The sequence below is a fragment of the Adlercreutzia muris genome, assembly GCF_008831045.1.
Taxonomy (GTDB): domain Bacteria; phylum Actinomycetota; class Coriobacteriia; order Coriobacteriales; family Eggerthellaceae; genus Adlercreutzia; species Adlercreutzia muris.
Window position 1 is genome coordinate 43,944 of record NZ_WAJS01000002.1, and the last position, 19,272, is coordinate 63,215.

16 protein-coding genes are annotated in these 19,272 nt (G+C 64.2%); 6 read left to right on the top strand and 10 right to left on the bottom strand.

Translation table 11 applies throughout. The annotated features are described in order from the left end of the window. Nucleotides 1-16 precede the first annotated feature (16 nt). Nucleotides 17-1,219 (top strand): HipA domain-containing protein, encoded by a 1,203-nt coding sequence (locus F8D48_RS01025; protein ID WP_151429600.1) that lies wholly within the window; start codon nt 17-19, stop codon nt 1,217-1,219. Between the two features lie 176 nt (nt 1,220-1,395). Here the strand turns inward: F8D48_RS01025 and F8D48_RS01030 are convergent, their stop codons facing one another. Together F8D48_RS01030 and F8D48_RS01035 are read right to left on the bottom strand one after the other, a co-directional pair. Beyond that, nucleotides 1,396-3,978, bottom strand: a complete 2,583-nt coding sequence (locus tag F8D48_RS01030) for an ATP-dependent Clp protease ATP-binding subunit (RefSeq protein WP_151429601.1) — start codon at nt 3,976-3,978, stop codon at nt 1,396-1,398. A gap of 320 nt (nt 3,979-4,298) precedes the next feature. Continuing rightward, entirely contained in the window at nt 4,299-5,282 is a 984-nt protein-coding gene (locus tag F8D48_RS01035; RefSeq protein ID WP_151429602.1) for an ion transporter, read from the bottom strand. Nucleotides 5,283-5,488: 206 nt separating this feature from the next. Between F8D48_RS01035 and F8D48_RS01040 the strand changes: the two genes are divergently transcribed. After that, nucleotides 5,489-7,816 carry an FAD-binding protein gene (locus F8D48_RS01040; RefSeq protein WP_151429603.1) on the top strand — a complete coding sequence of 776 codons (2,328 nt, stop codon included), beginning with the start codon at nt 5,489-5,491 and terminating at the stop codon, nt 7,814-7,816. 64 nt (nt 7,817-7,880) lie between these two features. On the opposite strand, the gene F8D48_RS01045 is transcribed toward F8D48_RS01040, so the two are convergent. The 5 genes from F8D48_RS01045 to F8D48_RS01065 form a co-directional block, all read right to left on the bottom strand. Then, on the bottom strand, nt 7,881-8,750 hold the full coding sequence (locus tag F8D48_RS01045) for a LysR family transcriptional regulator (RefSeq protein ID WP_170272675.1): 870 nt from the start codon (nt 8,748-8,750) through the stop codon (nt 7,881-7,883). 181 nt (nt 8,751-8,931) lie between these two features. Further along, nucleotides 8,932-10,905: a lysine--tRNA ligase gene (gene lysS, locus F8D48_RS01050; protein WP_151429605.1), complete on the bottom strand. Its 1,974-nt coding sequence runs from the start codon at nt 10,903-10,905 to the stop codon at nt 8,932-8,934. A gap of 1 nt (nt 10,906) precedes the next feature. Continuing rightward, nucleotides 10,907-11,377: a transcription elongation factor GreA gene (gene greA, locus F8D48_RS01055; protein ID WP_135971063.1), complete on the bottom strand. Its 471-nt coding sequence runs from the start codon at nt 11,375-11,377 to the stop codon at nt 10,907-10,909. Nucleotides 11,378-11,474: 97 nt separating this feature from the next. Beyond that, nucleotides 11,475-11,744 carry a twin-arginine translocase TatA/TatE family subunit gene (tatA, locus tag F8D48_RS01060; RefSeq protein ID WP_135970348.1) on the bottom strand — a complete coding sequence of 90 codons (270 nt, stop codon included), beginning with the start codon at nt 11,742-11,744 and terminating at the stop codon, nt 11,475-11,477. A gap of 200 nt (nt 11,745-11,944) precedes the next feature. Further along, entirely contained in the window at nt 11,945-13,402 is a 1,458-nt protein-coding gene (locus F8D48_RS01065; RefSeq protein WP_170272676.1) for a helix-turn-helix transcriptional regulator, read from the bottom strand. A 316-nt stretch (nt 13,403-13,718) separates the two neighbouring features. On the opposite strand from F8D48_RS01065, the gene F8D48_RS01070 reads away from it, so the two are divergent. The 4 genes from F8D48_RS01070 (at nt 13,719) to F8D48_RS01085 (ending at nt 18,149) form a co-directional block, all read left to right on the top strand. Beyond that, nucleotides 13,719-16,124, top strand: coding sequence for a molybdopterin-containing oxidoreductase family protein (locus F8D48_RS01070; RefSeq protein WP_170272677.1), 2,406 nt, complete (start codon nt 13,719-13,721; stop codon nt 16,122-16,124). 3 nt (nt 16,125-16,127) lie between these two features. Next, the gene (locus tag F8D48_RS01075; RefSeq protein WP_135970351.1) at nt 16,128-16,664 is read left to right on the top strand and encodes a 4Fe-4S dicluster domain-containing protein; all 537 of its coding nucleotides are present in this window, start codon (nt 16,128-16,130) and stop codon (nt 16,662-16,664) included. 211 nt (nt 16,665-16,875) lie between these two features. Continuing rightward, the gene (locus tag F8D48_RS01080; RefSeq protein WP_170272678.1) at nt 16,876-17,496 is read left to right on the top strand and encodes a TorD/DmsD family molecular chaperone; all 621 of its coding nucleotides are present in this window, start codon (nt 16,876-16,878) and stop codon (nt 17,494-17,496) included. A gap of 140 nt (nt 17,497-17,636) precedes the next feature. Next, nucleotides 17,637-18,149 (top strand): metallopeptidase family protein, encoded by a 513-nt coding sequence (locus F8D48_RS01085; RefSeq protein ID WP_240806160.1) that lies wholly within the window; start codon nt 17,637-17,639, stop codon nt 18,147-18,149. A 3-nt stretch (nt 18,150-18,152) separates the two neighbouring features. Here F8D48_RS01085 and F8D48_RS01090 read toward each other — a convergent pair whose 3' ends face one another. The 3 genes from F8D48_RS01090 to F8D48_RS11855 all read right to left on the bottom strand — a co-directional run bounded on the left by F8D48_RS01090 (nt 18,153) and on the right by F8D48_RS11855 (nt 19,176). Beyond that, nucleotides 18,153-18,440: a HigA family addiction module antitoxin gene (locus F8D48_RS01090; protein ID WP_240806161.1), complete on the bottom strand. Its 288-nt coding sequence runs from the start codon at nt 18,438-18,440 to the stop codon at nt 18,153-18,155. Next, nucleotides 18,424-18,711, bottom strand: coding sequence for a type II toxin-antitoxin system RelE/ParE family toxin (locus F8D48_RS01095; RefSeq protein WP_151429610.1), 288 nt, complete (start codon nt 18,709-18,711; stop codon nt 18,424-18,426). The genes F8D48_RS01090 and F8D48_RS01095 overlap by 17 nt, the downstream gene beginning before the upstream one ends. 216 nt (nt 18,712-18,927) lie before the next feature. After that, nucleotides 18,928-19,176, bottom strand: a complete 249-nt coding sequence (locus F8D48_RS11855; RefSeq protein ID WP_240806162.1) for a response regulator transcription factor — start codon at nt 19,174-19,176, stop codon at nt 18,928-18,930. Between the last annotated feature and the right edge of the window lie 96 nt (nt 19,177-19,272).

The window sequence follows — 19,272 nt, forward strand, 5'->3', positions numbered from 1 at the left end:
GAAAGGCGGTGATCCCATGGCCCTGGCCCACTACCAGCTGATGAACAAGAACACGCCCGTGCTCTCGTTCGAGTACGATCTGGACGAGCACAAGGCCGTGCGCATCACCGGTATCGACCAAGCCGAGGCGGCTCCCTTCGGCTTGGCGGACCGTCGGGGAGACATCTCCAAGGCGGAACTCAACTACTGGTGGCGCCATCGGGCCATTCCCGCCTCCCGCGCCCAGATTAAACGGCTGCTCGAGAACTTGCAGCTGGACAGCACCCTCGAACTGGCCGAGAAGAGCTTCGGGCTGTCGCTGTCGGATCGCTATTGGCTGAACGATCTCGATGATCCGAAAACCTGGGACGCCGTCAACTTCTTCGACAACGACTTCAGCGACGACCTGGGTTTCCTCACCCTGGGCCAAGACTCGGCGGGATCATCTCCCGACGCACCCGACTACAAAAGCGTGGCGCTGTCCTCCCCCAACAGCACCCTCGGCGGTGATTTGCTCAAGAAATGGAAGATCATCGACGGGCAGCGTGTGCTGCTGAAATCGGGCGTGGGCTTCGTAAACCAGGAGCCCTACAACGAGATGATTGCCACGCAACTGTATGAGCGGCTCATGGAGCCGGGAAAGTTCACTCCCTACTGGCTTTTCGAGGACGGGCGCCGCGTGTACTCGGCCTGCGGGAACATGCTCGGCCCCGACGAGGAGCTGGTGGCTGCCTGGGATCTCATCCGCAACGTGAAGCAGCCGAACAATCTGTCCGATCTGAGGTTCTATGTGCGCCGCTGCGAGGATATGGGGCTTGACGGCGATGCCGTGATGGACGCCCTCGCCAAAATGTTCGCCGGCGATTTCGTGCTGGCCAACCGCGACCGGCACTACCGCAACTTCGGCGTCATCCGCAACGTGGAAACATTGGAAGTCACCCGACTTGCCCCCGTGTTCGACACCGGCTCGTGCCTGTGGTCTGATGTCGAGTTCCTGGACGTGCCCGGCGATTTCTTGTACATGGCCAAGCCCTTCAAGGCGGCCGGCATGCGCCCCGAAGATCAGCTGCGCCTGTTCGAGGGCCACTTCGACTGGCTCGATGCCGCGAAGCTGGCCGACTTTCCCGACGAGGTGCGCGCTATCTTGAGCCGCAACCCCAACATTCCCGAGCACCGCATCGAGCGCATAGCCCGCGCCGTGGAGCAGAAAATCGACCTGCTGGGCCGTATCGCGAAATAGGTCCCCTCCTTATCGCGGGAAATCTGGCCGCTTCAGGCCGCTTGCCGTACCGCCTATTGCCTCGTTGCAAGCAGGCAACAGGCGGCTATACACAAAGGGAGGCTCCCTTGGGAGCCTCCCTTCTGCGATCGGGAACGGAATGAGCGCTCGCGGACGCGCGATCGGTATGGCGGGCGCTACTCTCCGCCGGCAACGGAGCCGGCAGGCGCACCGGCGCCGCGGCCGCTGCCGAGCCCGGCGCGGCCGAGGTCGTAGTTGGTGAGCAGCAGCTCGGCGTCCCGGGCGATGGAATCGCGCTTGCGCGGCGCGGGAATGGAACCGGTGCCCTCGTTGAACACCAGCTCCTCGCCGTCCTCGCCCACGGTGACATCCACCACGCTGCCGCTCGTCCAGCGGCCCTCGAGGATCTGCTCGGACAGCGGATCCTCCAGCAGGCGCTGGATGGCCCGGCGCAGCGGGCGCGCGCCGAAGGCGGTGTCGGTACCTTCCTTGGCCACGAGCTTCTTGGCCGCCTCGTCCAGGTTGATGGTCATGTTCTGGGCGATCATGCGCTCGCGCAGCTCGGCCACCATAAGGTCCACGATCTGCACGATCTCGTCCTCGGTCAGGCTCTTGAACACGATGATCTCATCGATGCGGTTCAAGAACTCGGGCCGGAAGGCGTTCTTCAGCTCGTGCATCACCCGGCTCTTGATCTCCTTGTCGGAAAGCCCGTTCTGCCCCGAGTTGGAGAAACCGAGCGTGGTGGTGGTCGTGATATCACGGGCGCCCACGTTCGACGTCATGATGATAACCGTGTTGCGGAAGTCCACGGTGCGCCCCTGGGCGTCGGTCAGGCGCCCCTCCTCCAGGATCTGCAGCAGGATGTTGAACACATCCGGGTGGGCCTTCTCGATCTCGTCGAACAGCACCACCGAGTAGGGGCGCTGGCGCACGGCCTTGGTGAGCTGGCCGCCCTCGTCGAAGCCCACGTAGCCCGGAGGCGAGCCCACCAGGCGCGACACCGTGTGCTTCTCCATGTACTCGGACATGTCGAAGGACAGCAGCGCGTCCTCGGAATTGAACAGGAACTCGGCCAGGGCCTTCGACAGCTCGGTCTTGCCCACGCCCGAGGGACCCAGGAAGATGAACGAGCCCGCCGGGCGCTTCGGGTCCTTCAGGCCGCTGCGGCTGCGGCGGATGGCCTTGGACAGGGCGGTCACGGCCTCGTCCTGGCCGATGATGCGCTCGTGGAGCACGCCCTCCATGCGCAGCAGCTTCTCGGTCTCGGCCTCGGTGAGGTTGCTCACGGGCACGCCGGTGGACATGGATACCACGTCGGCGATGTCCTCCACGGTCACCTGCTGCACGGTCTTGGAGGTGTCCTCCTCCCACTGCTTCTCGGCTTCTTCGCGCTCCTTCTTCACGGCCTCTTCCTCGTCGCGCAGCTCGGCGGCGCGCTCGAAGTTCTGGTCGCCGATGGCGCGATCCTTCTCGGCGCGGATCTTGCGCAGCCTCTCATCGAGATCGCGCAGCTCCTTGGGCAGGGTCATGTTGCGGATGCGCATGCGGGCGCCGGCCTCGTCCATGACGTCGATGGCCTTGTCGGGCAGGTAGCGATCCTGGATGTAGCGGTTCGCCAGCTGCACGGCGGCGGTCAGGGCGTCGTCGGTGAAGTGCACGCCGTGGTGCGCCTCGTACTTGTCGCGCAGGCCCTCCATGATGCGCACGGCCTGCTCCTCGTTGGGCTCGTTGATGGTGAGCGGCTGGAAGCGGCGCTCCAGGGCCGAGTCCTTCTCCAGGTGCTTGCGGTACTCCTCCAGGGTGGTGGCGCCGATGATCTGAATCTCGCCGCGGGACAGCGGGGGCTTCAGAATGGCGGCCGCATCGATGGAGCCCTCGGCCGAGCCGGCGCCGATGATGGTGTGGATCTCGTCGATGAACAGCAGCACGTCGCCGGCGTCCATGACCTCCTTGATGACCTTCTTCAGGCGCTCCTCGAACTCGCCGCGGTACTTGGAACCGGCCACGAGCGCCGACACGTCCAGCGTGATGAGGCGCTTGCCGCGCAGGATGTCGGGCACCTGGTTGCTCACGATGAGCTGGGCCAGCCCCTCGGCAATGGCCGTCTTGCCCACGCCAGGCTCGCCCAGGATGAGCGGGTTGTTCTTCTGGCGGCGGGACAGAATCTGCATGACGCGCTCGATTTCCGAGGCGCGGCCGATGACCGGGTCCAGCTTGCCGTCGCGGGCCTTCTTCGTGAGATCGGTGCCGAACTCGGTGAGCATGGAATCCGACGAGGCCGGCCCGTCGAAGCCGGAGCGGCCCGCGTAGACAGGCGACTGGCCCACCAGATCATTCAGGGCGCCGCGCACATCGTCGCCGGACACGTTCAGACGACCGAGCACTTCCAAGGCCGTGCCCTCGCCCTCGCGCACGATGCCCAAGAGCAAGTGCTCGGTGGAGATGTAGGACTGGCCCATCTGCATGGCCTCGCGCAGGGAGTTCTCCAGCACGCGCTTCACCCGCGGCGTGAAGGACAGATGCCCCGACACGTCGGCGTCCTCGTCGATGGTGACCACCTGGCGGATGGCCTGCACCACCCCATCGTAGGTGACGTTCAGGCGATCGAGGGCCTGGGCGGCCAGGCCGTCCTTCTCCTGGATAAGGCCCAAGAGAATATGCTCGGTGCCCACGTAGGGCTGATGGAGCGCACGCGCCTCATCCTGAGCCAGGACCAGCACCTTGCGTGCTTTGTCCGTGAATTTCTCGAATGACATGGTTTCCTCGTTCCTTCGTTGGTGCCCCGCGGCAAAGGTTCTCTCTCGCTAGCAGACAGGCCGGGCACGAAATATAGTTCCCGAGCAGTTTAGCACTCACGCGGGCGAATTGCTAAAGCATGGTGTCGAGAAGGGCTGTTTTGTGGGCACGTTGTGAGGGGAAGCGATGCCACATCTATGTCATCCCCATCGCTCGCACATCACGATTCGCCGCTGGCGCGCGACAAAAATGGCGGTTGGGCGAGGTTTGCCGCGCCCAAAAGGACGGCTACGCGACATTTTTAGCGGTTGAGCGAGTCTTGCGGTGATGAGAGACTCGCTCAATCGTCATTTTTGTCGTCTTCGTCGGAAATGCCCCACTTCCCGTCGGCGTCCCTCGAGGCTGTCTCGCTTTCCCCGAAAGGCCCCCGCGCCCCCATGCGCTGCGCTTCGTCGCGGTCGTCTTGGCGGGCGTCTTCGCGGCGCACGTCGCGCTCGATCTTGCGCAGGTTCGCGTTCTGGAACTCGGCCACGAAGCCAGCGGAGAAGATACCGCCGGGAATGGCCACCAAGGCCACGGAGAGGAACATGATGACGGAGCCCACGATGCGCCCGGCCGGCGTAATGGGCACCAGGTCGCCATAGCCGGTACCGGTGATGGTGGTGACGGCCCAGTACACGCCCGACAGCAGGTTGTTGAACTTGTCGGGCTGGGCCGGGTGCTCGATCTCGTACATGATCACACTGGAAACGACCACGAGCAGGGCGATAACCAGAAAGGCCGCCACAATCTCGTGGTAGTGCTTCGCGATGACGCGGCCGATAGTGCGCAGGCCCCGCATGTAGCGGGAAATCTTCACGAGGCGCACCAGACGCACCACATTGATGACGTTCAGCAGCACGGGCGTGACGGGCACGAACCAGGCCACCATATTCGGCCCGAAGGAGAGCAGATCGATGAGGCCCCAGGGCGAGCAGATATAGCGCAGCCGCGCCCGGGCCGGCGTGCAGTTGCCGAAGGCCAGATCGGCAATCCAGATGCGGGCGAAGTACTCGACGCAGAAGCAGACTGTGGAAAAGCGGTAGAAGCCGGCGACCACGTCGGCCGTGACGGGATCGAGCCCCGGCTGGGTGGACACGAACACCACCACCGCGTTCAGCAGGATGAGCACGAACAGCGCCCCGCCCACGATGCGGGCCGGCCAGCTGGCACGGCGCAAGTTCTCCAGCGCGTAGAACGTCTCGCGCTTCAGTTCGTTGGTGTGGGCCAGCTTGAGCCGCCGGCGGAACCGCTCGGCGCGCTCACTCTCCCGATGCCGCCCCATGGCCGCACCTCCTCTCGCTCATCGAGCCATTCTACGGGGGTTGCGCCCCCACCGCAACGACGCCGCCCATCCGTCAAGAACTTGGCGACTGGACAGCACGGGCGGCGCGATTCCGTTGCCGCGAGGCTCCAATCTGGTGCTTCCAGAGACGCACAGCACCATAGTACGGTAGAGCCAGGGAAACCCATCGATCGAGGAGGACAACCATGGCACTCTCACGAAGGCAATTCATCAAGGGGACGGGCATCATCGCCATCAGTCTCGCCTGCGGAGGCGGCACGCTAACTGGCTGTGCATCGAAGACGGCCGAAGACGCTCTCTCAACCACAGGATCGGGAGCCGCGTCAACCACCGTCATGGGGTTCAACGGGGAAATAACGGTTAGTCTGGCCGTAGATGCCACTACGGGCCTCATCTCCAATGTATCCATCGACGGCCCCTTTGAGACACCCGAGCGCGGCGGCCGGGCCGTTGCGCGGCTTCAGGAAGCCCTCAATGCCAGCGGCAGCCTCGAAGTGGATACGGTGAGTGGGGCTACAGTTACCTCCCAGGCCGTTCTCGACGCGGCGGCGTGGGCCAAGGCTGAGGCCCTCGGTACCGCGCCAAATAACCCACGTCTCGCCCCCGGTACCTACACCGCATCGGCCCACGGCCATTATGCCGGCATTCCCGTTACGGTCACGGTCGTCCTCTCGGAAGACACCATCGATGCCGTGCGCATTGAGGATGGCCATCTGGAAACCGCCCTCATGGCCCGAGCCGCCGAGGAGGCGTTCATTCCGCGCCTGATCGAGCAGCAGAGCATTGCCGTGGACGGCGCCACTGGTGCCACCATGACCAGCAGCGCAGTGCGTCTCGCCGTCGAGGCCTGCCTCAGGGAATCCTACGCCGCAGCGGGCGTCGGCCCCGAAGCCGTCGTACCCTGGCTGGCCGCAACAGCCTACGACGATGCGCCAGCCGAAAATCTCGAGGCGGATGTGGTAGTGGTCGGCCTGGGTGGCGCAGGCATGGCCGCGGCTCTTTCCGCAGCCGAGCGAGGGCTGTCGGTCATCGCCCTTGACAAGGCCGCGAAATACGGCGGCACCACTTGCGTGACAAGCGAGTCCCTTGCCGTCAATCCCCCACGCCTCAGCGAGCTGCATAATGGCGGTGCGACATTCATTGACGGCGATGCCCTGAAGGCCGACTGGCTCGCTCGCACCCAGGGAGACGCCAAAAAGGATCTGCTCGATCTGTTCTTCACCGAATCCGGCCCCACCATCGACTGGCTCCACTTCGACCACCAATGGCCCTTCAACCCGCCAAACCCGGGCCATGCCGACTACGCTACCTACGATTGCTGCTTCACCTACGAGCCCTATACGCTCGCGGGACCCAAGGTGGAAGTGGCAGCCCGTATCGATGGCCTCATGGAACAGTTCAATGCCCTCGGCGGGGAATATCTCCTGGAAACCGAGGCCACCGACCTGCTCTACGACACCTCCTCAGAGCGCATCGTGGGTATCCGCGCCTGTAGCATTACGGGCCAAGAATATGAGATCGCCGCGAAGAGCGTAGTGCTCGCCACAGGAGGTTTCGGCGAGAACGATCGGCTCATGGAGCAGTACATGATCGACGATTTCTATCCGCTCTCGGGCACGTGGCACCAGTACGGCATGGCCACCAATGACGGTGCCATGCTCGAGCAGGCCATCACCCTGGGCGCCGCCACCTTCAACCCCAGCGTTCCGCCGCTGTCACACCTCGCCGGTTTCCCCATTGATCTGACTGGGTTCGAAGTGCACGAAAAGGACGAGTTGTCCTTCTTCACCGGCCACACGGCGCTTTGGTCCGAGGGAGACATTCCCTCTTCGCTCTGCGTGGCCGCCGACGGCCTGGCTGTCACCCGCCAAGGCGTGCGATTCACCAACGAGGAGGAGTTCGCCACACACGCCGCCATCAAGGCGGGGCCCGAGTACTACACTATCTGGTCCCAAACTCAACTGAACGAGTTCAAGGCCCAAGGGCTGCGCTACGCCGACCCCGGCCCTTCCATGGGCTACGTGGGCTGCCAGTCAACCATTCCCCTCGGCACCCCTCTGCCCAACCTCGACGCCGTCATGGACGCGGGCATCGCGGCGGGCTACATCTTCCGCGCCGACAGTATCGAGGAGTTGGCCGAGACCGTTGCCATGGAACCGTCTGTATTGGCGCAAACCGTCGCCGACTACAATGGGGCCTGCACGACCGGTATCGACGAAGCGTTCGGGAAGAACCCCGATTACCTTGTTGCCGTGGACGGCGGCCCTTACTATGCCATCCTGGGCTGCGCCTTCTACTACACCACGGCCGGCGGCCTGGATATCAACGAGCGGCTCCAGGTGTTGCGCAATGACGGAACACCCATCCAGGGACTCTACGCCGTGGGCACCGATTCCATGGGCGTTCTCATGACTGAGAAGGACCAGTACCTCGATTACGGCGGAGCGGCGTCAGGCTGGGCCTTCACCAGCGGGCGCCTTGCAGGGATGCTCATTGCCGAGGATCTCGCCTAGGAACAACCATCGTCACGATAGGGCCGCCTGGGCCGGAGCGCATACTGTCGCTCCGGCCCTTCTCTTATTGCCAAAGCGAGAGAGCCGTCACATGGGCTGCGAAGAGCCGCGCCTCGTCAGTGGGCTCTGGGTCAACGCCCATGAGCAGCCCGATCTCCCATCGGTAGCGTTCGCTCTCGATGGGAGATCGGAACATCGATCCATCTTCGGAAAGAGGCAGGTAGCAGGCAGGGCCCACGCACATCCCCGCACCCGCCTTCACCATTTCCACGATGCGATCGTAGCTGTCCAGACCGTCCTCTATCACGAGTTCCTCCATGAAGGGACGCCTTTCCTCTAGCAGGAGACGATCGAGCTTGAAATTCCGATCGAGCAGAAACAGACGCGTTCCGGCACAAATCGCCCCCGTCTCATCCAGCAAGGCGCGGGAGCCGTAGAGGTACAGCGGTTCGCGCAAAAGCGACATGAAGCGCAAACCGCGCGATTCCACCGGCGCGACAGCCAAGGCGATATCGCGGCGACCGTCTGCCACCATTGCCTCGCATTCAATGGCATCCACAATGGCTATATCCACCTTGATGTCGGGATTCTTCTGCGCGAAATCAAGGAATACCCGCTGGGGAAGGGTATTGGAAACGCCCCGGGCCACGGCGACGCGCAGCACGGGTTCTCCCCGGCTCCCCTGGTCGGCGACGGCGAGAATGCCATCGTACAACTCCCCTATATGCTTCGCCAGCGGATAGATGGCATCCGCCTGCGCCGTAGGTCGCACGCCTGCATGATCGCGTTCGAACAGCGTGACGCCCCACTCGGCTTCGGCATTCTTCATCATCTTTCCCACCGCCTGACGCGAGAAGAAGAGCTCCTCGGCAGCTTGGGCAAAAGAACGCGTCTCGTACACGAGGCAGAAGCACGCGAGTTTCTTGATATCCACAACCACACCCCCTCCGGCGTCCGCTCCCACCATACCCCGAATCGATGGCCGCGGGTCGCAACAAAACGATTCCCCCTGGCACCAAAACGACCCTTTTCCAGCAAGCAGAACCGCCCGGCTGGGAAGCACGGGCGGTTCTGGTGGCGACGGCAATGATGGGGGCCGCTCGGGGCCGCGGCGCTTAGTACAGCTTGGCGCCGGCGGGGATGCGGTCGTCCACCATGAGCAGGTTCAGGCGCTCCTCGGGCTCGCCGTCCTCGCCCGGCACTTCGTGCACGGCGCTGATGATCATGCCGCACGAGTCGATGCCCATCATCTTGCGCGGCGGCAAGTTGGTGATGGCGATGAGCGTCTTGCCCACCAGCTCCTCCGGCTCGTAGTAGGCGTGGATGCCCGACAGGATGGTGCGGTCGGCCCCGGTGCCGTCGTCCAAGGTGAACTGGAGCAGCTTCTTGGACTTCGGCACGGCTGCGCATTCCTTCACCTTCACGGCGCGGAAGTCGGACTTGCTGAAGGTGTCGAAGTCCACCTCGTCGGCGAACAGGGGCTCGATGACCACGTCGGCGAAGTCCATGGGAGCCGCAGAGGCCACCGGGGCCTCGCCCGTCGGGGCCGCAGCCTCAGCTGCAGACGGAGCCGCGGACGCAGCGTTGCCACCCACCGGAACTTCGTCCTTCATATGGGGGAAAAGCAGCACGTCGCGGATGGAGGGCGCATCGGTGAGCAGCATGACCATGCGGTCGATGCCGATGCCCACGCCTCCCGCCGGCGGCATACCGTACTCCAGGGCGCGGATGTAGTCGGCGTCGAAGCCCATGGCCTCGTCGTCGCCCATGTCCTTGGCCTCCACCTGGGCGCGGAAACGCTCGGCCTGGTCCACCGGGTCGTTCAGCTCGGTGAAGGCGTTGGCGTATTCGTGGCCTAAGATGAACAGCTCGAAGCGCTGGGTGAGCTCGGGATTCTCGGGATCCTTCTTCGCGAGCGGGGAAATCTCCAGGGGATGATCGATGACGAAGGTAGGCTGGATGAGCTTCTCCTCGGCCACGGCCTCGAAGATCTCGCTGATGAGCTTGCCCTTGCCCCAGGCCGCTTCCGCATGGCCGCCGTGCTTCTCCAGAATGGCCACGAGCTCCTCGCGGCTGCGGTCGAAGGATACCTCCTCGCCGGCGTGCTCGCTGGCCAGCTCCATCATGGAGGCGCGGCGCCAGGTGCCGGACAGGTCCACCGCCGTGCCCTGGTACTCGATCTGCAGGCTGCCGCAGGCGGCCTCGGCCGCGGCCTTGATGCAACCCTCGGTGAGATCCATCATGCCGTCCAGGTCGCTGAAGGCCGCGTAAGCCTCCATGGTGGTGAACTCGGGGTTGTGGTACGGATCCATACCCTCGTTGCGGAACTGGCGGCCGATCTCGAAGACCTTCTCGAAACCGCCCACGAGCAAACGCTTCAGCGGCAGCTCCGTGGCAATGCGCAGGTAGTAGTCGCGATCCAGCGCGTTGAAGTGCGTGATAAAGGGCTTCGCGTTCGCGCCGCCGATGATGGCGTGCAGAAACGGCGTCTCCACCTCGTAGAAGCCCTCATCCTCCATGTAGCGGCGAATGGCCGACACGATCTTGAAGCGGCGCTCGAAGGTGGTGCGCACCTCGGGGTTCATGACCAGATCCACATAGCGCTGGCGATAGCGGGTCTCCTTGTCCGTGAGCCCGTGGAACTTCTCGGGCAAGGGGCGCAGCGACTTGCTCATAAGCTCGAAAGAGTCCACGGCCACGGACAGCTGGCCCCGGCGGGTGCGCATCATGGTGCCAGTGACGGCGATCCAGTCGCCCACGTCCAGGTCGCACAGGTCGGCGAAACGCTCCTCGCCCAGGGCGTTGATGCGGCAGAACAGCTGGATGTCGCAACCGGACTCGCGCAGCTCCAAAAAGGCGATCTTGCCCTGCACGCGCTTGGCCATGATGCGGCCGGCGATGGTGACCGCATCCTCGGTGGAATCGCCGTCCCCCAGATGAGCGTACTGCTCGTTCAGCGCACCCACGCTGTGGCTGCGCTCGATGGCATGGCCGTAGGGATCCACGCCCGCGGCAATCAGCGCCGCGCGCTTGGCCTTGCGCACCTCAATGGGATCGTCTTCGATTACCTCAGCAATTTCTTCAGCCATATTAGTGCTCGATCTTGACGATGGTCAGCTTGATGTCGCGGCCAGTGGGGCCGGTGGTGGTCACCTCGTCGCCCTTCTTGCGGCCGAGCAGCGCCTGGCCCACGGGGGACTCGTTGGAGATCTTGCCCTCGGCGGCATCGGACTCGGCGCCGCCCACGATGGTGAACACGCGCTCGCGGCCGTTCATGTCCACCGTGACCACGCTGCCGATATTCACCTTGCTCGAGCGCTTCGGCGTATTCACCACGGTGGCCTCGGACAGGATGCGGCTGATCTCGGCGATGCGCGCCTCCATCATGCCCTGCTCGTTCTTCGCGTCGTCGTATTCGGAGTTCTCGGAGATGTCGCCGAACTCGCGGGCCACCTTGATGCGCTCGCCGATCTCGGCGCGCTTCTCGGTCTCCAGGTAGTGAAGCTCCTCTTCCAGCTTCTCCTTGCCTTCCTGGGTCAGTACGTAATTGTCGTTTGCCATGATGATGTCCGTTTTCTCTCTTTATACACTGGTGGTGCGCCCGCACAATTATGCGGGCGCACCACGGATTACCTCGTTATGCGAAGGACGAAAGAGGCTACTCGGCCTTCTTCTTCACGACCTTCTTGACGGTCTTCTTAGGGGCCTCGACCGGCTCCTCGACTACTTCCTCAACGACTTCGACAACCTCGTCATCGTCGGCGGCCTCCTCGACCTCTTTCTGGCCGGCGCCCATGCCATCGCGCAGGTTCTTCACCGTCTTGCCGAGGGCGCTGCCGAGTTTGGGCAGGTTCTTCGGGCCGAAGATGAGCAGAATGACGACCAGGATGATAAGGAGCTCGGGAACTCCCATGCCCAAAATCTTCATGCATTCCTCCGTTGAGTCGGGCAAGCGATGCCTGCCGCTGCTTGTCTCAGGCGCGACGCGACGAACAAACCCCGTTAGCCGTCCCCCGTGAGGCGCTCCTTTGTGCGCGGGCAATGGTAGCACAAACCCCACGCCAGCGGCGCAACGAGCACAAATACTTCAACGATGGGCGCCACGGAGCGCCTGTGGCCGGTCCGGCCCTAGCGCTCGCTTTCCACCAGGTCGATAAGCTCTTGGCGATCGTGCACGTCGAGCTTGCGGTACAAATGACTCAGATGTGCGTTCACTGTGCCCGCCGTCAGGCCCAGCTCCTCGCGGATGCGCGGCGTGGAGCGGCCCTTGGCCACCAGCACGAGCACCTCCTCCTCGCGCTCGGTCAGATTGAAGTCGACCCGCAGCTGATGGCAGCGCTCGCGGAAGGGGCGGCGCCCGAAACGGCCGCCCCCGAGCAGCCGGGCCATGGTGCTCTCGGTGAACAGAAACAGATAGGCGAAGAACAGCAGGCACACGCACAGAAGCGTCACGAGACTCAGCAGCCGCGGGGTGACGGCCACGGTGGACAGCACGAGGGCGCCACCGAAAGTGCCCGCGAGCAGGCCGGCCGTGCAGGAGGCCCAGCCGATGCCGAAGGCGAACAGGGGCGAGAGGCCGTAGAGCCCCGTGAGGCGAGCGAGCACAACCCACATGAGCAGCATCACCACGCAATAGGTGACGACCCCCGCCGCATCGGCCGCGAAAGACCCCGGCTCGAGCAGGGGCAGCAGGAGCATCACGAAGCCGAGGGCGAATACCGAGGTCTTGTAGGCAGCGGCGAAATCGGGGGATGTGGCCGACAGGAGCGGGCCGCACACAATGACGATGGCACCGATGGTGGCCATGAGGAACAGCCACGGATAGGAGCCGTCGCTCACAATAGGCGTCCCGGCCAGGAAGAACGACCGAGCGAAGGATCCGGCCAAGGAGAGCACCCCCAGTGAGAAGACGGCCCGCACCGAGAAAGCGCCCTGGTGGAGCGCCGGCTTCCCCACCTCCTCCGTCGTGCGCCACACGCCGAGACCCTGGAACAGGATGGCGCCGACCCCTATGGGCAGCGCGCCGGTGATGACGACGGCGGCCAGCTTTGGCAGCATGACCGTCAGCGCGAACAACACTGCGGCAAGCAGGAACGCCGACGCCGTCTTCACGGTGACCTCCACGATGTTCAGGCGCCGCAGCACATCGCCCCAGGCGAGATAGAGCACCCCCAAGCCAACGCCGGAAATAGCCGCGGCGATGGAGCACCAGGGCTGGCGGAACACCTCGCTGACATCCACAATGGCGAGCACGATGGTGCTCAGCACGAGGGCCACCGGAGCCGCCCAGCGCAGCACGGGACGCCCCATGGCCCGGGAAAAGACCCCCGCCTGGCCGGCGGCCACCAAGAGCACCGCCACGAGGCCCAAGCTCGAGTAGCCCACCACACTGTTGAAATGGCTCACATCGTTGCGCGTGGAATAGTGGATGGCCGGGCTGAAGAACGTGATGAACTGCCACGCCAGCATGAGCGCCAGACCCCACACCCGGCGATCGAGCACATCGCCAAGGGTCACCGAGCCCCACGAGAGACGGGCATTGGCATCCGAGGGCAAGGCCGGCCCGGCCCCTCCCGACTGTGTCATAAATTCCTCCCAACTCTTTCCCGTCTTCCGAAGCCGGGAAAGCCTCCTTGGCGCGATTCTAACACAAAAGACGGGAAGCCGGTGCACGCGAACCTGTCATATAAAACATATATCGTCCCAGTTCAAAGCCTTGTTTTCAAAATATAGGAAACGCACGATTTTCTCTGGGAGCCAAAAACGCTACGGTGGCATACGTCGCGAGAGGCGACCCCCGCAAGGCCCAGGGATGCTGCACTCATGGTTAGTCGATCGAAGGGGAAGGGGAGGTTTTTCGGATGCAGCGGGTGTCGCGGGGATACCGACAAGAGGAGGTCTTATGGCTGAATTCACCAGACGCACGTTGCTCAAGGGCGCCGCCGCACTCGGTGCCGCAGCGATGCTCGGCGGCTGCGCGCCGCAAACGCTCGAGGAAGACGAGCTGTCCCAGACCGGTGGCGAGGAAGGTCCCGAGCCGGTTATCGAAGTCAAGCACGCCTGGTGCAAGATGTGCGGCCCCGCCCGCACCCACTGCTCCACCCTGTGCACCATCAAGGACGGCCGCTGGGTGCACGTGGAGGGCAATCCCGAGGCCGGCAACAACTTCGGCCGCGGCTCGAAGACGCTGTGCGCCAAGGGCAACGCCGCCATGCACACCGTGTACGCCCCGAACCGCCTGCTGTACCCCATGAAGCGCGTGGGCGAGAAGGGCGAGGGCAAGTTCGAGCAGATCACCTGGGACCAGGCCCTCGACGAGATCGCCGCGAAGCTGCAAGAGCAGAAGGAGCAATACGGCGCCGAGTCCTACGGCGTGCTCTCCCCGCAGTTCTACGCGGTGCTCGGCTCCCTCGGCCGCCGTTTCCTGAACGTGCACGGCTCGCCGAACTACCTGCACTCCGCCATCTGCAATTCCCAGCGCATGTTCTCGCGCCTGGTCACCCTGGGCGGTCCGGAGCACGCGAAGGCCACCGACACGGCCCCCGGCCAGCTGGACAAGTGCAAGCTGCTCGTCGTGTGGGGCTACAACTCCGAGAACTCCGCCATCAACCAGGGCAACCCCAACAAGCGCCTGGATTCCCAGGAAGGCGGCATGACGGTCATCGACATCCGTCCCATGCAGGAGGGGCTGGGCTCCCACGCCGATTACTGGCTGCCCGTCATCCCCGGCACCGACGGCGCCTTGGCCCTGGCCTTCCTGAACGTCATCATCGGCGAGGATCTCTACGACCACGACTTCGTGGAGAACTGGTGCCTCGGCTTCGACGAGCTGGCCGAGCACGTCAAGCAGTTCCCGCCCTCTTGGGCCGCCCCCATCACGGGCATTCCCGAGGAGCGCATCATCGAAGTGGCCCGTCTCATGGGCACCACCAAGCCCATGGGCATCAACATCGGCAACGGCATCGGCGACCAGTCGGCTGACGGCCACTGGACCGTGGCCTGCGCCTGCCTCATCGAGGCCATCACCGGCAACCTCGGCATCGCCGGCGGCGGCGGGGCCGGCATGGTCATGCCCGAGCCGCTCATCAAGACGAAGCCCATCGATCTTTTGAGCGACCGCCTGCCGGCCAGCGAAGAGGACACCGCCAACGGCTGGATGCCCGGCGTGGCCAAGCTCGTCGGCCCCGAGACGCCCCGCTGGTTCCAGGACATGGTGACCCAGGAGTCCGGCCCCACCACGGCCTACAACAAGGGCATCCAGTCCATTCTCAGCGAGAAGCCCTATCCGCTGCGCTTCATCTTCGCTCAGTCGTCCAACCCCATGTCCGCCACCCGCCAGCCCAAGACCGTGGCCGAGGCCCTGAAGAAGCTCGACTACTACGTGGTGATGGACGTGGCCTGGAACTCCTCCTGCGACTACGCCGACATCGTGCTGCCGGCCACGACCCAGTACGAGTCCGCCGACCAGTTCGCCACGAAGAACTCTCCGGCCGGCACGTTTATCGGCATCAACCAGGTGATCTCCGAGCCCGTGGGCGAGTGCCGCAGCGACTGGCAGTACTATCTGGACCTGGCCGTGAAGATGGGCTACGGCGCCGACTTCTGGAACGGCGACATCGACGCCATGCTCTCCGAGCAGCTGGACGGCTCCGGCGTGACCCTGGCAGAGCTGCGCGAGAAGGGCGGCATCTTCAAGGAGCGCACCGACGGTGCCAAGCCCACCGAGCCGGAGTACCAGAACTACGAGAAGATGTTCGCCACGCTGCCCCAGGGCAAGGTCCAGTGCGTGAACGAGTGGATCGGCGGCAAGCCCAACGCCGACGACACGGGCACGATCGAGCGTCTGCCCGTGTACAAGGGCGCACCGGAGAGCCTCACCGGCACCCCTGAGATCGCTGCGGAGTACCCGCTCGTCATCTCCGACGTGCACGCCTACCGCCTGTGCAACCACAGCTACTACCATGACGTGCCCTACCTGCGCGAGCTGCAGCCGGAGCCCTGGGTGAAGATCAACCCGGCCACGGCGGCCCAGTATGGCATCGCCGACGGCGACTGGGTGCTCATCGAATCGCCCCACGGCTCCATCAAGATGGTAGCCCGCTTCTTCGAGGCCATCCAGCCCAACGTGCTCATGACCAAGCGCGGATGGTGGGAGCCCTGCGACGAGCTGGGTCTGCCCGGCTACGGCAGCCTGGACGGCGGCAGCGAGGTCAACGTGCTGTACGACGACACCATTGCGAACTACGACGGCTTCACTTCGGCTATGGCGAAGCAGACGCTCGTCAAGATCTCGAAGAGTGAGGGGTAAACCATGGCTGAACAGTACGGATTCTACGTCGACACGAGTCGCTGCATCAAATGCTGGGCCTGCGTGGTGGCCTGCAAGCAGTGGCACGAGATTGAGGCCGGCACCGTGTCGCGCCGCAACGTGACAGAGACCGTCGAGGGCACGTTCCCCGACGTGAAGCGAAAGTTCGAGTCCCTATCCTGCATGCACTGCGAGAACCCCCTGTGCGTGGCGAACTGCCCCACCGGTGCGGTGAGCAAGCGCGAGGAAGACGGCGTGGTGGTCGTGGACGATACGGTCTGCATCGGCTGCAAGACCTGCGAGCAAGCCTGCCCCTTCGGCGTTCCGCAGTATGTGGAAGTGGAAGGCGAGGGCTTCAAGATGGACAAGTGCGACACCTGCCTATCCATCGGCCGCGAGGACGACCAGCCCCACTGCGTGCTGACCTGCCCTGTGCAGGCGCTGCACTTCGGCCCGCTCTCCGAGATGGAGGCCCTGGCCGCTGAGAAGGGCGGCGCACGCATGGAGGGCGAGACCGCTCCGAGCGTGTACGTGTCCTAAGCTCCCCCTGGCCGGGCTTTCGGGCCCGGCATCCCGACGGGCGCCGCTCCCCCTCCCCCTGCGGCGCCCGTGCTTTTTGCCTGTACGAGGCGGCCCGGAGCCACCTTTGGCGCTGCCCCGGCCCGCAAGACAGCGCTACCGCCCCTGCGCTAGAATGGCAGGCACTATATCCGCCCCTGCGCCCCGCGGCGCCCGACCCAAGGAGACACCTATGAACACCCCGGAGCTGTCGGCGCTCATGGAAGAGCGCGCCCTCGGGTACCGCTTTCTGGCCCGCGCCTTCCGCGCCGCCCCCGACGCCGCCTTCGTTGGTGCCGTCCTGTCGGCAGCCGACGCCAACGCCGAAGGGCCCCTGGCGCCGTTCTACGCCGAGGCCGACGAGGCCGACGGCGAGACCCTGCGCATCGACCTGGCCGCCGACTACAACCAGCTGTTCCTGGGCATGAGCGCCCACCCGGTGGCCCCCTACGAGTCGGTGTACACGAGCGAGGAGGGTCTTCTCATGCAGAAGGCCCGGGACGAGGCCCTGCGCGTCTACCGCCTGTGGGGCCTGCGCGTGCCCGAGAGCTTCGATCTGCCCGAAGATCACATTGCCCTGGAACTGGAGCTCATGGCCTGCCTGGCCGACCGCACCCGCGCGGCCGCGGAAGCGGGCGAGGACCCCACGGGGCTCATCGCGGCCCAGCGAGCCTTCCTCAGCGAGCACCTGGGCTGGGCGGCGGCCCTCTGCGACGATGTGGAGAAGCGGGCCCGCACCGCCTTCTACTACGGCATCGCCGGCCTCACCCGCGAGCACCTGGCCGCCGACGAGGCCGTGCTGGGCAGCCTGTAGGGGTCCTCTCGCCCCTCCGGGATCGCCCCCCCTCGAGCCGTAATCGCCCCCAAGCCATCGCAACCTCGCAGCCCCGGCCCCGGCAACCGGGGCGTCATAGGGTACAATGGCCCGGCACAACCCGGGCCGAAGGGAGCACCATGCATCAGATGAGCGATGAGGAATTCGAGCGAGCCATTGAGGAGGCCCTCGACGGGCTGCCCCCGCAGTTCCTGGAGGCTCTGGAGAACGTGGCCGTCGTCTGGGAAGAGGAACCGAGCGCCTACCACTTGGGCTACGAAGGAGACGAATGGGGAGATGGCGCACCATGGAGCGAGGCCGATGATGAGGGCGTCGAGCCGTGGGACGCCGCGGCCGTGAACGACGGGCTGCGGGATGCCGCCGGCGACGAAAGAGACAGAGAGGGCGGCCTTAACGACGATCGGCTGCCCGACGACTTGCTCGGGCTCTTCGACGGGCTCTCCCTCGTGGAGCGGGCCGACGGCTACGACGAGGACGGTCCGGCAGTTATCACCGTGTTCAAGGGCCCCCACGAGCGCTGCTTCGGCGACCGCGACGAGATGGTGGCCGAAATCGGCAAGACCATCATCCACGAGCTGGGCCACTACTTCGGCCTGGACGAAGACCAGCTCGCCGCCATGGGCTACGAGTAAGACCTAGCGAGCTAGCACCGTCACGTTCGGCAACGCAGACTCGTCGATGGTTTTGAGCTGATAGGCATTCTCCAGGTTGAGCCAGAACTGGGCCGTGGTGCCCAGCGCCTTCCCCAGCAACCACGCCATTTCAGGGGTAATGGCCCGGCGGCCGTGGACGATATCGGAAATGGCCGACTGGGGCTTGCCGATGGCCTTCGCGAGCCGATACTGGCTGATACCCAAAGGCTCGAGGAATTCCTCCCGAAGAATTTCGCCCGGCGTTGAAACGATCTCATTGATGGTAGTCACAGAACTCAACTCCTTGCGCCTCGCCATGAACCCACGTAAAACAAAGCCTCCACTGTCGATTGACCCGAATGCTGTACTGACTTTCGCGCTTCCCCTTGAGGGCCTCGAGACGATTACCCGGCGGCACGCGCAGATCGCACAGTTGGCACGCCGCATCCAGCATCTGCAACTTCCGATAGAGGCTTCGGCGAACGTCCCGGGGCACCCGCGACGGGGCATAGCCCGCTGGATCGTTCCAAAATAACTCAAGGTCCTTTTGCTTGAATTGCATAGCAGCATCCTTTACTTATGCAATACAGATATACTACTGTCAAGCAGAAGTATTGTCAACGACAGGAAGCACGTTCCAACTTTCCCACGGTATTGAGCGAGGAGAGCTCTCTGTCCCACTGAGGCATTTTTATCATGGAACTATAGCAATAATGCGTGAACCGTAAAGAAGTTTACTTCATGGGATGCCTCGGTTATCCCCTTGTTCCCTCCTGCGCTACCCCTGGTCACCCGTCTCCCGTTCGAAGAGGGCGATGATCTTGTCGCGGTTGTGGGTGTCGCATTTACGGTAGATGCTGCGCAGGTGCGACTTCACCATGGACTCCGAGACGAACAGGGCGTTCTGGATGTACTTCAGGCCGTGGCCGGTCACCCACAGGCGGAAGACCTCGCTCTCACGGGGCGATAGGTCGTATTCTGCGCAGAAGATGACGTAGGGATCGGGCTTCTCAACGGCATCCGTCACAGCGCAAGCAGCTTCCGCACGTTCTCGCAGGCCTTCCTCCCCCGCAACGTTTTCCGCGCCATCGTCCGATAGGATCGGAGCGCCCGCACCTTCGCC

Excerpts from the sequence above, each read along its gene's own strand:
- F8D48_RS01025 (WP_151429600.1), top strand. The coding sequence starts at position 17 with ATGGCCCTGGCCCACTACCAGCTGATGAACAAGAACACGCCCGTGCTC.
- F8D48_RS01030 (WP_151429601.1), bottom strand. The coding sequence starts at position 3,978 with ATGTCATTCGAGAAATTCACGGACAAAGCACGCAAGGTGCTGGTCCTG.
- F8D48_RS01035 (WP_151429602.1), bottom strand. The coding sequence starts at position 5,282 with ATGGGGCGGCATCGGGAGAGTGAGCGCGCCGAGCGGTTCCGCCGGCGG.
- F8D48_RS01040 (WP_151429603.1), top strand. The coding sequence starts at position 5,489 with ATGGCACTCTCACGAAGGCAATTCATCAAGGGGACGGGCATCATCGCC.
- lysS (WP_151429605.1), bottom strand. The coding sequence starts at position 10,905 with ATGGCTGAAGAAATTGCTGAGGTAATCGAAGACGATCCCATTGAGGTG.
- greA (WP_135971063.1), bottom strand. The coding sequence starts at position 11,377 with ATGGCAAACGACAATTACGTACTGACCCAGGAAGGCAAGGAGAAGCTG.
- tatA (WP_135970348.1), bottom strand. The coding sequence starts at position 11,744 with ATGAAGATTTTGGGCATGGGAGTTCCCGAGCTCCTTATCATCCTGGTC.
- F8D48_RS01065 (WP_170272676.1), bottom strand. The coding sequence starts at position 13,402 with ATGACACAGTCGGGAGGGGCCGGGCCGGCCTTGCCCTCGGATGCCAAT.
- F8D48_RS01070 (WP_170272677.1), top strand. The coding sequence starts at position 13,719 with ATGGCTGAATTCACCAGACGCACGTTGCTCAAGGGCGCCGCCGCACTC.
- F8D48_RS01075 (WP_135970351.1), top strand. The coding sequence starts at position 16,128 with ATGGCTGAACAGTACGGATTCTACGTCGACACGAGTCGCTGCATCAAA.
- F8D48_RS01080 (WP_170272678.1), top strand. The coding sequence starts at position 16,876 with ATGAACACCCCGGAGCTGTCGGCGCTCATGGAAGAGCGCGCCCTCGGG.
- F8D48_RS01085 (WP_240806160.1), top strand. The coding sequence starts at position 17,637 with ATGCATCAGATGAGCGATGAGGAATTCGAGCGAGCCATTGAGGAGGCC.
- F8D48_RS01095 (WP_151429610.1), bottom strand. The coding sequence starts at position 18,711 with ATGCAATTCAAGCAAAAGGACCTTGAGTTATTTTGGAACGATCCAGCG.